Annotated in this window: 12 protein-coding genes; 10 read left to right on the top strand and 2 right to left on the bottom strand. The window is 47.4% G+C overall.

Going from position 1 to position 14,720, the window contains the following annotated elements; genetic code table 11:
- The first annotated feature begins 195 nt into the window (after positions 1–195).
- From D3H65_RS28640 to D3H65_RS28595, 10 genes are all read left to right on the top strand, one after another.
- Positions 196–1,053 carry a hypothetical protein gene (locus D3H65_RS28640; protein ID WP_119053581.1) on the top strand — a complete coding sequence of 286 codons (858 nt, stop codon included), beginning with the start codon at positions 196–198 and terminating at the stop codon, positions 1,051–1,053.
- Between the two features lie 214 nt (positions 1,054–1,267).
- Entirely contained in the window at positions 1,268–1,828 is a 561-nt protein-coding gene (locus D3H65_RS28635; RefSeq protein ID WP_162915860.1) for an RNA polymerase sigma factor, read from the top strand.
- Complete coding sequence (locus D3H65_RS28630; RefSeq protein WP_119053579.1) at positions 1,818–3,761, top strand: hypothetical protein; 1,944 nt, start codon at positions 1,818–1,820, stop codon at positions 3,759–3,761. Before D3H65_RS28635 ends, D3H65_RS28630 begins: the two co-directional genes overlap by 11 nt.
- Positions 3,762–3,859: 98 nt before the next feature.
- Positions 3,860–6,004: a methionine--tRNA ligase gene (gene metG, locus D3H65_RS28625; RefSeq protein ID WP_119053578.1), complete on the top strand. Its 2,145-nt coding sequence runs from the start codon at positions 3,860–3,862 to the stop codon at positions 6,002–6,004.
- Positions 6,005–6,101: 97 nt separating this feature from the next.
- Positions 6,102–6,971, top strand: coding sequence for an NAD(P)-dependent oxidoreductase (locus tag D3H65_RS28620; RefSeq protein WP_119053577.1), 870 nt, complete (start codon positions 6,102–6,104; stop codon positions 6,969–6,971).
- A gap of 140 nt (positions 6,972–7,111) precedes the next feature.
- Positions 7,112–7,492 (top strand): GxxExxY protein, encoded by a 381-nt coding sequence (locus D3H65_RS28615; RefSeq protein ID WP_119053576.1) that lies wholly within the window; start codon positions 7,112–7,114, stop codon positions 7,490–7,492.
- Positions 7,493–7,569: 77 nt separating this feature from the next.
- Positions 7,570–9,972, top strand: coding sequence for a 3-hydroxyacyl-CoA dehydrogenase/enoyl-CoA hydratase family protein (locus D3H65_RS28610; RefSeq protein ID WP_119053575.1), 2,403 nt, complete (start codon positions 7,570–7,572; stop codon positions 9,970–9,972).
- Positions 9,973–10,067: 95 nt separating this feature from the next.
- Complete coding sequence (locus D3H65_RS28605; RefSeq protein WP_119053574.1) at positions 10,068–10,724, top strand: zinc metalloprotease; 657 nt, start codon at positions 10,068–10,070, stop codon at positions 10,722–10,724.
- A 50-nt stretch (positions 10,725–10,774) separates the two neighbouring features.
- The gene (locus D3H65_RS28600) at positions 10,775–11,671 is read left to right on the top strand and encodes an ABC transporter ATP-binding protein (protein WP_119053573.1); all 897 of its coding nucleotides are present in this window, start codon (positions 10,775–10,777) and stop codon (positions 11,669–11,671) included.
- 2 nt (positions 11,672–11,673) lie between these two features.
- Positions 11,674–12,471: a hypothetical protein gene (locus D3H65_RS28595; protein WP_162915859.1), complete on the top strand. Its 798-nt coding sequence runs from the start codon at positions 11,674–11,676 to the stop codon at positions 12,469–12,471.
- Here D3H65_RS28595 and D3H65_RS28590 read toward each other — a convergent pair whose 3' ends face one another.
- Together D3H65_RS28590 and D3H65_RS28585 are read right to left on the bottom strand one after the other, a co-directional pair.
- Positions 12,472–13,404, bottom strand: a complete 933-nt coding sequence (locus D3H65_RS28590) for a TIGR01777 family oxidoreductase (protein WP_119053571.1) — start codon at positions 13,402–13,404, stop codon at positions 12,472–12,474.
- 42 nt (positions 13,405–13,446) lie between these two features.
- Positions 13,447–14,688, bottom strand: coding sequence for a hypothetical protein (locus D3H65_RS28585; RefSeq protein WP_119053570.1), 1,242 nt, complete (start codon positions 14,686–14,688; stop codon positions 13,447–13,449).
- Positions 14,689–14,720: the final 32 nt, after the last annotated feature.

Below are 14,720 nucleotides of genomic sequence, written 5' to 3'. Positions count from 1 at the left end.
CAATTTACAGCCAGATCAAATATTTTCTAACAATTCAACAGGATTGTTGTTACCTGAGGTGTCTTGCCATATGTCGTCAACCCGAAAGGCATATCTATCACTTTTTTGTAATTCGAGTGTTAATATCCCTTTCTTTAACCATAATTCGCATAGTTTTGCGGCCCAAAACCTTTTAGCAAGGAATAGATAGTATTTATGGCACGGAAATTTTGTATCGTACTCGTTGGTGTTTTATCCTTTCTTCAACAAGCTGCACATGCTCAGCATAAGAGCAACTGGAATTTTGTAAAAAACGGAAGCCTCTATTTTAGCTGGGGCTATAACACCGAATGGTATACCCGCTCTACCGTACATGTAAAGCAGGGATCCCTGGGCAATGATTATAAACTGGTAAACGTGCGGGCCCATGACCGGCCAGGCTGGGACGATGGCCTTTTCGGCAAACCCATGACCATCCCCCAGTACAACTACCGTATCGGCTACTTCTTCAATGAGAAGCAGGACCTCGCTTTCGAGATCAACTTCGACCATACCAAGTATATCATAGCCGATGAACAGGATGTACACATCAAAGGCAAATTTGAGGGGCAGGAAGTCAATACGACCAAACGTTTTTCAGAAAAATCAGGCTCCTATTACTACCTGAATAATGGCGCCAACTTCCTGTTGTTTAACCTGGTGAAGCGCTTCAGGCTGGTACAGCCCGGCCCTAAGAATAACCTGAAGTTCGACCTGCTGGCTAAAGCAGGCGTGGGTCCGGTGATACCACACGTGGAAAACAGCTTTTTTGGCCTTGCCAATAAACCAGGCTTCCAGATCGGTGGTTGGAATACCGGCATAGAAACCGCTTTCAAGCTCACCGCCTATAAATATGTCTACCTGGAATTTGCCCAGAAGGTTGACTATGCCCGCTACAGCCACCTGAAAGTATATGAAGGCAAGGCCCGCCAGGCTTTCGGCAGTTACCAGCTGATCCTGAACCTGGGCTTTACCCTGCCAACCGGTAAGCACAATAAGGAGTTTGCGAAGCAACTTTCAAAAGCGCCTCAATAAACACATATAGTTTTCTATTCATAAAGCAACGAGCTGTGAGCTTCGAGCTACGAGCCAGGAACAACATCCACCGCTCGCAACTCATAGCTCGCGGCTCGAAGCTTTTTTTGCCCCTTCCCCAACCTTCCCCTTCTTCTCCTACGTCAATATACAGTGTTACGATAACAGTGCAGCCTGCCCAACCAGATCCTGTCACCATCTATTAAAACCAATCGTGCTAACAAACCGGGATGATATCATAGAAGGTTGTAAACAACAAAACCCTCAATGCCAGGAAGCCCTGTACCGTGCCTGTTACCCAGGCATGATAAAACTCTGCGCCCGTTATGCACGTGATGCAGACGAAGCCGCCTCTCTGTACAATGAAGGCATGTTAAAAGTGTTCAATAACCTTCACCAGTACGAAGGACGGGGCGATTGGATGGGATGGGTCAGGCGCATTATTGTCAATACCTGTGTTGATCATTGCCGCCGGCAGGCAAAGTTCAACCACCAGTCCCTTGAGATCGTTTCTATCGACGGCAATAGCATCGACCCGGATATCTACAACAGGCTTTCCGCCAACGATGTCATGCGCCTGCTGCAGGAGCTACCCCGCAATACCGCCCTCGTCTTCAACCTCTTTGTGCTGGAAGGATTTAAACATGAAGAGATCGGGCAAATGCTGGGCATCGCTACCGGCACTTCCAAATGGCACCTCAATGAAGCTAGGCGCCTCCTAAAACATAAACTGGATACTTTATTGAAAAAAGAAATCTACTCCAATGCGATCTGAACAAGAACATATTGACGACTTCTTCCGTAAAAAGGAAGAAGAATACCAGCAGGACACCGGCCAGGCCGATGCCCACTGGGAACAAATGAGAGGATTGCTGAAACCAGCCATTGGTCCCGACCCGGTTCCCAAAGGTTATCGCCTGGCTACTACCCGGCGCATCATCCAATACCTGGGCGGATTTACCGTGGTAACCGTTATGACCCTGGTTACCCTCACTGCCATCAGGTCCAAAAAGAAGGCCACCACAAAATCACTGGCACAAAAAACAATGATAGCGCCAGCCAAAAAACAATTGGCTGCACGCACCACTACCGACCGAAAAGATACACTCATACGCCCAGCCCGAAAAGCACTCCATGTCATAGCACCCAAAACAGCTACCAACCCCAACCCGGTTACCAAAGCTGCCATACCTGTGAATGCTGCCCCTGTAAAACCGGCTAGCAGGCGCCTCAGTGATGAAAAGCCCGTTGCGCCAGCCACACAGCCCAAGGTTGAAAAGGCACCGCCACTACCAGTGCAGACGCTTGGAAACCCGGTATCAATCGTACCCGGCACACCCGACCTTGCCCTGGGATCAGCACAACAGACCATTAGGTCCGAGGTACTTGAATTGAAATCTACCGAAGCCGATTTAACCTTATCCAACTTCATCACGCCTTCCAGCCCCGCTGCCCAGGTCAATGCTTTTTACCAGCAATTGCAGAAACCCGGAGAGCAGTTTGTGATCGATGCCGACAAAGACACCATCCTCACCGGCAAAGAAGGTACCCGCCTGTCTATCCCGGCTTTCGCCTTTGCCGGAAAAAATGGATTGATCAAAGAAGGACTGGTAACCATCGTTTTGCGGGAATACTATACCTACGATGATATCCTCGCCGCCAAACTCTCTACTACTGCCGGTGGTGAACAACTGATCTCCGGCGGCATGGTACACCTCGCTGCCCAGGTGAATGGAGATCCCGTCAATATAGCTGGCCGGAAAAATATCAGGCTCGAAATGCCTACCGCCAAGCCCGATGAACAAATGCAATTGTTCCGCGGCACCAGGAGCAGCCTGAAGAAAGCCTTTGTAGCCAAATTCATGGACAACCGCATGATCGATACCGTCCGCTATATGAAAAGGGAAGCTGATGAAAATGGCGATATCGACTGGATACCCGAAGGCCAGGAACAAAAATTCAGCGATCCCCTCAACCGCAGGATAGTGGTACTCGACCCCTATGCCGATCCCTACCACGTGTCGCATGGCAAAAGAATAAAAGCGTATTTCTATGTAGCCAAAGCCTGTCCTTATTCCGATGCAGAAATGAAAGATAAGCTGCGGGCCTATTCCAACAACTATTTCGAGGTGATCAAAATAAAGCGCGTGAATGCAGTGCCCATGGCCAATTACAAGACCCGGGAAGACAGGGTATCCATCGCAGGCGATTCCGTGGTCATGACCTTCCGGCAAGCCATGCGCAGAAAATTGCTGACACCGGAAGACAGCATCAAAGTATTGGAAAAATTCCGCACCGATAGCCTCAACCTCGATAACCGGCACCAGCTAATGGACAAATACAGCTTTACCATCACCAACCTGGGCTGGTACAATTGCGATAAGTTCAACAACAATGTCCCTAAAGTACTTTTTGCTTTCAATCCGGGAGAAGGATTCGACCCCGGCAGCATGGTGTCCCATATCGTTTTCACCCGCTACAAATCGGTGATGGCAGGCGCTTACAAAGACAATAAGATCCAGTTTGGCCACGTCCCCAAAAACGAATCCGTCAAAATTGTTTGCATCGGCATCAAAAACGGGAAGGTCCTGGCCTGTATCCAGGAACTCAATACCGACAGGGAGGAAATAGGCAACCTGGCCTTCGAGGAGACCACTCCCGCTGCCTTCAAACAAAAATTACAGTCGTTACGCCTTTCTCTACCATAAGCACCTGCCCTATATGCAGATAATAGCAAGTGAGCTGTCCCCCGGGGCAGCTCATTCGTTTTAATTGTCCCCCTAATTAGCTATTTTTGCACTCCTTTATGACAGACTTTAAAAGATACCTGGTAACCGCCGCTTTGCCTTATGCCAATGGCCCTGTACACATTGGTCACCTGGCAGGTTGTTACCTACCGGCCGACATTTACGTACGCTACCAGCGTGCCCGCAAGCAGGATATTAAATTTATCTGTGGCAGTGATGAACATGGAGTGCCCATCACCATCCGCGCTATGAAAGAAGGCGTTTCTCCTCAGGAGATCGTTGACAAATACCATAAGCTCATGGGAGACAGCTTCCGGGATATGGGCATCTCTTTCGATATCTATTCCCGTACTTCCAATAAGATCCACCACGAAACAGCCAGCGATTTCTTTAAAAAGCTGTACGATGATGGCCTGTTTGAAGAAAAGGAAACCGAACAATACTACGACGAGAAGACCAATACCTTTCTCGCCGACCGCTACATCATTGGTACCTGTCCCGTGTGCGGCAATGAAAATGCCTACGGCGATCAATGCGAACGCTGCGGCTCTTCCCTCAGCCCCGAGCAATTGATCAATCCACGCAGCGCATTAAGCGATGCTGTGCCAATCAAAAAGAAAACAAACCACTGGTACCTGCCCTTACAGAACTATGAGCCATGGCTCAAAGAGTGGATACTGGAAGGACACAAAGAGTGGAAGAACAACGTATACGGTCAGTGTAAGAGCTGGCTGGAAAACGGCCTGCAGCCAAGGGCCATGACCCGCGATAGCAACTGGGGCGTAAAAGTCCCCCTGCCCAATACCGAGGGCAAAGTACTCTACGTGTGGTTTGACGCTCCTATTGGTTATATCAGCGCCACCAAAGAGCTTACAGACAAGTGGGCCGATTACTGGCAAAAAAGCGATACCAAACTGGTTCACTTTATTGGCAAGGACAATATCGTATTCCATTGCATCATCTTCCCCGCGATGCTCAAAGCACACGGTGATTTTATAGTGCCCGATAATGTGCCCGCCAATGAGTTCCTCAACCTCGAAGGGGAGAAAGTATCCACCAGCCGCAACTGGGCCGTATGGATCGATGAATACCTGAAGGATTTTCCCGATCAGCAGGACTTGTTACGCTATGTACTTTGTGCCAATGCGCCGGAGACCAAGGACAATGATTTTACCTGGAAGGATTTCCAGACCAGGGTCAATAGTGAACTCGTTGATATCTTCGGCAACTTCGAGAACCGTGCCTTCGTGTTGATGCACAAACTCTGTGGTGGCAAAGTGCCTCCTTTGCATGCTGATATCGCAGATAAGGAGACCGAAGACCTCCTTGCAGAATTTGCTGCCAGCAAAGAGAGGGTTGAGCAGCTGCTGGAGCAATACAAGTTCAGGGATGCCCTGGCAGAAGTGATCGACCTTGCCCGCAAAGGCAATAAGTTCATGCAGAACAAAGAGCCGTGGATCGTGGCCAGGTCATTGGCAACAAATCCCGAAAACCAAAAGCTCATTGATAACTGCTTACACGTTTGCCTTCAATTGACGGCCAACCTCGCCATTCTTATAAACCCCTTCCTGCCCTTTACAGCGCAGAAAATGATCCAAAAGATGAAGGTGGTTGATAAAATGCTGGAATGGGAAAATGCCGGTAAGACCAAACTGTTAAGCGTAGGATACAGTTTGCGTGAGCCGCAATTGCTCTTCCCTAAAAAAATAGAAGAAGATCAAATACAGGCACAGATCGAGAAACTGAAAGCCAATTCAACAAAGCCCACTACCACTGTTGCCAAGGTAAAATATAAGAAGCCTGGTGCTGAACCAGCCGTAATAAAAGGACCCGAGACTGTTGGCGAAGCAAAAGAATCCGAAATACTAAATACTAAATCCGAAATTGTTTACGACGACTTTGCCAAGATCGACCTGAAAGTAGGTACCATCCTGGCAGCGGAGAAAGTAGCCAAGGCCGATAAGCTGTTGAAACTGGAAGTGGACCTCGGCTTTGAAAAACGTACCATCGTATCCGGTATAGCCCTGCATTTCACGCCCGAAGAGATTGTGGGCAAACAGGTAGTGGTAGTCACCAACCTGGCGCCCCGCAAGATGAAAGGCATTGAAAGCAATGGCATGATCCTGATGGCCGAAGACAAAGCTGGCAAGCTGCACTTTGTGAACCCTGATACCAAAGTTGACGAAGGATCGGGCGTAAGCTAATCGATAAACACCATCCGGTAACCTTAATATCACCCAAGCTCCGCCAACAATGGCCGGAGCTTTTTTGTTATTCCTTCACTAATTAAAACCATTATAAATGACCTACGGATTCATCGGCCTCGGAAGCCTCGGTACCCCCATCGCGCTTAACTTACTGGAAAGCGGTCACCAGCTGCATGTATACAACCGCACCATCGCCAAAGCCCAGCCATTGGAAGCCAAAGGAGCCATCGTTTGCCAAAGTGTAGAAGAGCTGGCCAAAGCCTGCGATATCGTGTTCACCATGGTGGCCGATGATGCCGCTTTACAAAACATCACTACCGGCCCCAACGGCCTCCTGCAACACCTGAAACCCGGTGGCATCCATATTTCCATGAGCACCATCCTGGCGCAAACCGCGGGCACACTCGCCGCCCAGCACCAGGAAAAGGGCCAGCATTACCTGTCGGCGCCTGTATTTGGCCGGCCCGAAGCCGCCGCCGCCCGTAAGCTCAACTTTGTAATATCCGGCCCTAAAGAGGTCCGCGATGCAGCCACTCCGCTTTTAAAAGAGGCCGGCGGCGCCGGTGTATGGGATTTTGGCGATGATATCCTTACCGCCAATACCGTGAAGCTCTGTGGCAATTTCCTGATCGCTACCGCCCTTGAGGCCATCGGAGAAAGCATATTGCTGGCAAAACAAAGTGGTGTAGACGCCCACAAAATGTGGGAGGTGTTTGGCCAAACCATCTTTAGCACACCCCTCTACCAGAATTACAGCAAGATCATCCTCAACCAGCAGTTTGAACCCGCCGCCTTCACCGCCACCCTGGGTCTTAAAGACCTCAACCTGGTGCTGGAACAGGGCGCAGCAGCCAATCAGGCCCTGCCGCTGGCAGACCTCCTGAAAGGCCACCTCACCCGGCTGGTAAACGACGGAAAAGGGGCAATCGACTGGAGCGCCGTCTCCCAAGGGGCAAAAAACTGACATAATTAACCAGCCCGCCCCGGCAAAGCTTAACACCAGGACGGGCTTTTTTATTCCGTCTTTTTTATTACCTTCGGGTTAAATAGTTGTTTAACTAACTAATTATTTGCTCACAGATTGCTCTGATTGGCACAGAAAATATGTTTACACTAAACGATTTGACGTACAAAATCAGAGGATCTATTTTTAAAGTTCACTCAACCCTGGGGCCAGGTCTGCTGGAAAGTGTCTATGAAGCCGCACTAGCTTATGAGTTGATCCAGTCAGGACTTAAGATAACAGTGCAGTCAGGAGTGCCCGTAAATTATAACGGGGTCCGGCTCGAATTGGGGTTCAGACTTGACATACTGGTCGAAGACTCAGTAATTGTAGAAATAAAATCGGTGGAATCATTGCGCGACGTACACAAAAAGCAGCTACTTACGTACTTAAAACTGACCGAGAAGAAAATAGGGTTACTTGTGAACTTTAATGTAAGCAGTCTGGTTGATAAAGAAAGCCTTATAAGAATTATAAATTAAAATTATAAGTACACACTTGTCACTTAGTGTTTTTTCTCTGTGTAAATCCGTGACATCTGTGAGAAATTAAACCACATATGAAAAGGATCATCAAGAAAGTTGCCGTGCTGGGAAGTGGAGTCATGGGATCACGTATTGCTTGTCACTTTGCAGGAGTAGGCTTACAGGTATTGTTACTGGACATCGCTCCCACCACATTGACCGATGCCGAAACTGCCAAAGGGCTCACCACCGATCATCCGGCTGTTAAGAACCGCATCGTGAATGAGGCCCTGGCCGCAGCCATCAAATCCAACCCTTCCCCTGTTTACACCAAAGAAGCCGTTAAGAAAATAAAGACCGGCAACTTCACCGACAACCTCAAGGATATCGGCAGTTGCGATTGGGTCATCGAAGTAGTAGTAGAAAGGCTCGACATCAAACAACAGATATTTACCGAAGTAGAAAAATACCGTAAACCCGGCACCCTCATCACCTCCAATACCTCCGGTATCCCCATCCACCTGATGGCCGAAGGCAGGAGCGAGGACTTCAAAAAACATTTCTGCGGAACCCACTTCTTCAATCCGCCCCGTTATTTACGTTTACTGGAGATCATCCCCACACCAGATACCGATCCTGCTGTAACAGATTTCCTGTTGCATTACGGCGATCTTTACCTCGGCAAGACAACGGTGCTCTGCAAAGACACACCGGCCTTTATTGCCAACCGTATTGGCGTATATGGCATCATGGCCATCTTTGGCCTCGTAGAAAAAATGGGATTGACCATTGATGAAATAGATGCCCTTACCGGCCCCATCATCGGACGACCCAAATCGGCCACCTTCCGCACAGCCGATGTAGTAGGCATCGATACCCTGGTAAAAGTAGCCAAAGGCGTACATGACAACTGCCCCGATGACGAGGCAAAGAACACTTTTACCATTCCCGCCTGGCTCGACAAAATGGTGGAGAATAAATGGCTGGGCGATAAAACAGGCCAGGGTTTCTTCAAGAAGACCAAAGGCGGCGGCGGGGAAAAGGAGATCCTCGTGCTCAACCTCAAAACAATGGAATACGAGGCCCGCAAGAAGCCTAAGTTCGCTTCTGTAGAGGCCGCCAAACCCATTGATGACCTCAAAACAAGATTGAAAGCAGTATGCACCGGCATGGACAAGGCGGGCGACTTTTACCGTCATTTCCATTATGGTCTGTTCTCCTATATATCCCATCGCATTCCCGAGATCAGCAATGAAATATACCGCGTAGATGATGCCATGATGGCCGGCTTTGGCTGGGAGATTGGCGCCTTCGAAAGCTGGGATGTACTGGGGGTGGAAGGCACCGTGAACAAGATGCAGGAGGCAGGTTATGCCGCCGCTCCCTGGGTGCAGGAAATGCTGGCCGCTGGTATTAAAACTTTTTATAAAGTGGAGAACGGCCAAAAGCTCTACTATGATATACCGTCTAAGTCATACACGCCCCTGCCCGGTGGCGAAGCCTTCATCGTGATGAAGAACTTCGAAAACCAAACCGTGTGGAAGAACAGTTCCTGCCGTACCTACCACCTGGGCGATGATGTGATTGGCCTGGAATGGTATACCAAGATGGGCAGTATCGGCGGTGAAGTATTGGAAGGTATCCAGAAATCCATTGCCCTCGCAGAAAATAACTACAAGGGTTTGGTGATTGCCAATGAAGGTGCTAACTTCAGCGCTGGCGCCAATGTAGGCATGATCTTCATGCTGGCCATCGAACAGGAATATGACGAGCTGGATATGGCCATCCGCCTCTTCCAGAACACGATGATGCGGGCACGTTATTCCGGAGTACCGGTAGTAGTAGCGCCACATGCCCTGTCTTTGGGAGGCGCCTGCGAATTAAGCCTCCACGCCGATAAGGTATGCCCGGCTGCTGAAACGTATATCGGACTGGTGGAACTGGGTGTAGGTCTTATACCCGGCGGCGGTGGTACCAAAGAATTTGCTTTGCGCGCTGCCGATGAAATGCATGAAGACGAACCAGAGACCATTACCCTGAAAAACCGCTTTCTCACGATTGCTACTGCCAAAGTAGCCACTTCTGCTGCCGAAGCCTTTGACCTCGGCATCCTGCGTAAAGGCCATGATGAAGTAATTTTAAACCAGGGCCGCCGAATAGCAGAAGCTAAAAAAAGTGTTTTGGAAATCTATGATAGTGGCTATATAACACCCGTACAACGTACCGACGTAAAAGTACTGGGCCGTTCAGCACTCGGCGCCTTATATGCCGGTATCAACGGCATGTGGAGAGCTGGTTATGCTACCGATCACGATGTGGTAGTCGCAAAAAAACTGGCCTGGGTAATGTGCGGTGGCGACCTGAGCGAACAATCGGCCGTTTCAGAACAATACCTCCTCGACCTGGAAAGAGAAGCCTTCCTGAGTCTGTGCGGAGAAAAGAAAACACTCGAAAGGATACAAAGCGTACTCAAAGGCGGAAAGCCCGTACGCAACTAACAGTCTGTTATACGTTCACTGATACAAAAGGGTCACATGAGAAAGCCCAGGGCGCAACCATCACGGTTGCGCTCTTTTTTTGCTATCTTGTTCCTATGGGCGAAGCCGAACTCAATAGATCATCATCAGAACTCATCATCCATTCCGTTTTCTACTTTTACGGAGAGGCCGCTTCCCCTGAGCTATCCATCAAGATCGCGGACGACATCAGCCAATGCTGGAATGAACCCCAGGCCATCATCCACCTCAAACACCAGGATTACAGGATCAGGTTTCAAATAGAAGGTATCTATGCGCCCGACCTCGATCCCGAAAAAGTGTGGTACAACGACCAGCCACGGCTCAACTATTTTCGCGTAGAAGAATACATCACCGGCAATATTTCCTTTGTAGATCAAATAGGATGCAATACCGGCTATTTTAAACTGGCCAACCTGTTACAAACACCTACTACCGCCGCCCACGAGTATGGGCATACCCTCGGGCTGGTGCACCCTAAGAACCTGGATATCCGCGGCGGCGGCATTCCCTGCATCATGCACCCCAGGGGTACCATTGTTGATCCTCCTTTCCAATACTCCCCCACCGCATTGCCGGGACAGGATGGCGGCACCCTCGATCCAAAATACCGTAAAGTACTTCCCGTCGATATAGAGGCCCTCAAACTGCACAAGCTCGACTTCAACCAGCAGGGCATGGCCACAGTAGGAGAATTTTCCAGTATGTACCACGAAAAACATGTTCCCGAATAACTTTCAACAGTAAAAAGAAAACACCATCTTTATAGCATAAACGTCCTTACATGGCCATTCTCACCGTCGAAAATCTTCATAAGAACTATGGCACTATCCAGGCACTCAAAGGGATTTCCTTCACAGTTCCCAAAGGATCGGTATTTGGGATTTTGGGACCCAATGGAAGCGGCAAGACCACTTTGCTCGGTATCATCGTAGACATCCTGCGTGCCACCTCAGGCACCGTTAAGCTCTTCGATGAAACGCCCACCCGCGAACACCGCAAGCAGATCGGCACCTTTCTCGAAACACCCAACTTCTACCATTACCTCAATGCCGTTCAGAACCTCGAGATTGCCGCCGCCATCAAAGGCCACGGCAAGGAAGATATTGACCGCGTACTACAAATGGTGAGTCTCGATCAACGCAAGCTGTCTAAATTCAGCACCTACTCCCTGGGTATGAAACAAAGGCTGGCCCTGGCTTCCTGTATGTTGGGCAGCCCCGAGGTGATGATCTTCGACGAACCCACCAATGGCCTCGATCCCGTAGGTATTGCAGAAACAAGGGAGCTGATCAAAAAACTGAACAAGCAAGGCAAGACCATCATCATGGCCAGCCACCTGCTCGATGAAGTAGAGAAAGTATGTACCCACGTGGCTATTATGCAGAAGGGTACGCTCATTACCCATGGGCACGTTGATGAAATACTGGTGCAGGAAGATATTGTAGAGACAGGTGCTGCTGATGTACAACAGCTGCTTTCTGTGCTGCAGACCTATCCCGGAACCGCCAAGGTAAAAATGAATGAGGTGCATGTGGAAGTCTCCTTTCCCCCTGGCACTGCCAACCTGGAAGCCGTTAACCAATACTGCTTCAACAAAGGCGTTACCCTCAACCACCTTCGCCTGCGCAAAAAGAGCCTCGAAGCCAAATTCTTTGAACTCACCCAAAACAACAAATAGCCATGCTGCAACGATTATCAATAGAATGGATGAAGTTGAAGAACTACCGTACCTTCTGGATCCTGTCCATCCTGTATGTGGTGAGCATATTTGGTGCAAACTATATCGTATACCGTATTCAGCAGGCCATATTTGAGGAGAAACAGGCAAAAGGCGTGGTGCAGCTTTTCATCGGCGGGCCTCCATTCGCCTTTCCCAATGTGTGGCATACCACCACCTACATCAGTTCTTTTCTTTTATTGCTGCCCGGCTTACTCATGATTATTTCTGTTACCAATGAATACAGCTTTAAGACCCACCGCCAGAATGTAATTGATGGCTGGAACCGCCGGGAATTTATTTCTACAAAGATAATGCTGGCGCTTATCGGAGCTCTCTTCTCCACCATTTTGGTAACACTTACCGCTTTGTCCTTTGGCTTTTTACAAGGAGAACCATTCACAACCGAAAAGAGCATTAAGGTCTTTTATTTCTTTATCCAGGCGTTGAGTTATTCCCTGGTGGCCTTATTGTTTGCCCTCCTGTTCAAACGGGGCGGACTGGCCATCGGTATCTTCTTCCTCTATCCGCTGGTGCTGGAGAACCTGATTAGCGCACTGATGAACCGTTACCTCGATTTTAGTGGCCGGTATCTTCCTTTGGAGTCTACCGACAACCTGATACCTTTTCCTTTGTTTGAGAACGTGCAGCGGCAGATCATCAAAGCGCCCAATTTCACCGCCCTGTTGATAGTAGCCCTGGTGTACATCGCGCTTTATGTCTTCTTCATCAGCCGCAAATTCGAAACAGACGATCTCTGATCACGCTTTCGTGAGATCATTCAACGCAGCCTCAATCGTAGGATACAGGAATTGAAATCCTGTATTGCTGATCTTACTATTGCTTACCGTGGCGCTTTTCAGCACTTCCACACTCAGGCCGCCTACTGCGATCTTCAATAGAAAGGAAGGAATATAAAAGGGAATATAGAACCGGCCTTTGATCTTCTCAGCCAGCATTTGTGTAAAGTTCTTATTCGTCACCGGTTGCGAGGCTACCGCATTGTACACACCCTGCAATTGTTCGTTTTCGATCGCATACAGGAACAGGCGTGCCAGGTCATCGATATGTATCCAGCTCAGTACCTGTTTGCCGCTGCCCAATATGGCAGCCACGCCAAAGCGTACCGGCTTCTTAAACTCCTTCATCGCCCCGCCTTCTTTACTCAGCGCCACCCCTATCCGGAACTTCACCAACCTTTTACCCAGCGCTTCCTGTACCCCGTCTACACTTGATTCCCATTGCTGACAGGTAATACCCAGGAATTCATTGTCTGCCGGATCATCTTCAGTAAAGGCCTTTTTACCACGGGCACGTTTTATATCATCACCATACCAGCCTATACCCGAGGCACTGATCACTGCTTTTACCTGGTTGCTGTTTTCCTTCAGCGCTTTTACCAGCAACTGCCCACTTTGCACCCGGCTATCGATGATCACCTGCTTTCTCTTTTTCGTCCATCGTTTATCAGCAACACCCGCGCCGGCCAGGTTAATGATGTAATCAGCTTGTTGTACAGCTGCTATGTCGATCTCCTGTTTCTCCGGATTCCAGTGTGCTACCGAAACACCTTCTTTACCCGCAGCAGCCTGCCCCCGGGAAAGAATAATAACCTGGTGTCCTTTGCTGATCACTAAGGGCGCGAGCGCTTTTCCTACCAGTCCTGTTCCGCCGGTAATGAGAATGGTTGCCATAATCTTCTCTAATAGTAAATACCTAAAATTTATACTTGAACATCAATTTTCATCTGGAAAGGGTAGGCCAAGGCTTTGAGTACTGCTATCGTAATATAATATTTTATAATCATCCTGGATAGAATAACCCTTAGGAAATAACTCAAAATCCTGCATTTTATGAATTAGATAATTATTCCATTTTGAATTATACTTTGCTGACTCGTCCATATTAATATAGACTGGCCAATTATACTGGTTACCTAAATACAAAGACACCGCATTTAATTTACAATCGCTTATGCCTACCTTAGTAATCCACATATAACTATTGAACAAATCCTTAACTCCAAAAAACTTATTTGACTTATCAAAATAAGAAAAAGTATATAGTTCAGTATAATAAACATTAAACATTATCTCTTGCTTTTGAAAATCAACCTTTAACCTAGATATCTTTTTCTTGGCAGAATGATTTACTTCGCTTTTGCGAAATAAAGCTTCACAAACCAAGATTGATTTATCAAATCTGGGCATTTGTTTAATATCTCCCACATCTTCAGTTCGGATAAATCCCAATTGAAAAGCTTTATCTAAAGAATACAATTCTTTTATATTACCAAAATAGCTTTCATAATTCTTAATAGATAAATTAGTAACTCTCTTTTGTATATCTATCTCAAAAGAAACACTTCTAAACTCTTGAGAAATATTTTCTTCCTTTTTTCGCTTAAGGTTAAGTAAGGAATCCACAAGTTTTGAAACAGATTTTTCTGTAAATGAGAGTGAGTAACTCACATAAATATGAAATGGATAAACCGGATTAAATTCTGCTTCAGCATTTTTTAATTGAAGAATTGTACTTGCCAGAATATTTCCCGATGTAATAACAATATCTTTAGTCCTTCTGCTAATATTACGTGTAGAGTCGAGTAGTTTACGGGTTCCTTGCTTTAATATTTCTTGGGAAAGAAGCTGGCTTGTTACAATTGAATCAATTTTCCTAGTTGAGTCTTGTAGTGAATATTGTAAGCTTGTTGAAGAATCTATTTTCAGAAAAGTAGTATCGGCTTTTCCTATAATAGTATCTAATTTCTTTATATTATAGCTAAATCTATCATTGTCCGTAATTTCTTTATCAATAGTAGAATAAATCGAAAGGCCCACAACTAAAATACAGAATACAAGGGCGCACCAACCATAACCATTTAACTTGCCGTCAGTCTTAGTATCATATGTTAGCGTGAATATGGTAATAAGGACTGTAAATATTATGACAGCAATATTTATTAGAAGACTGGACATATCATTAAGTTAAGTTGTTGTTGTCAAATAAA

This window comes from Paraflavitalea soli, from assembly GCF_003555545.1.
Lineage (GTDB): Bacteria > Bacteroidota > Bacteroidia > Chitinophagales > Chitinophagaceae > Paraflavitalea > Paraflavitalea soli.
This window is presented reverse-complemented; position numbering and strand designations above follow the sequence as displayed.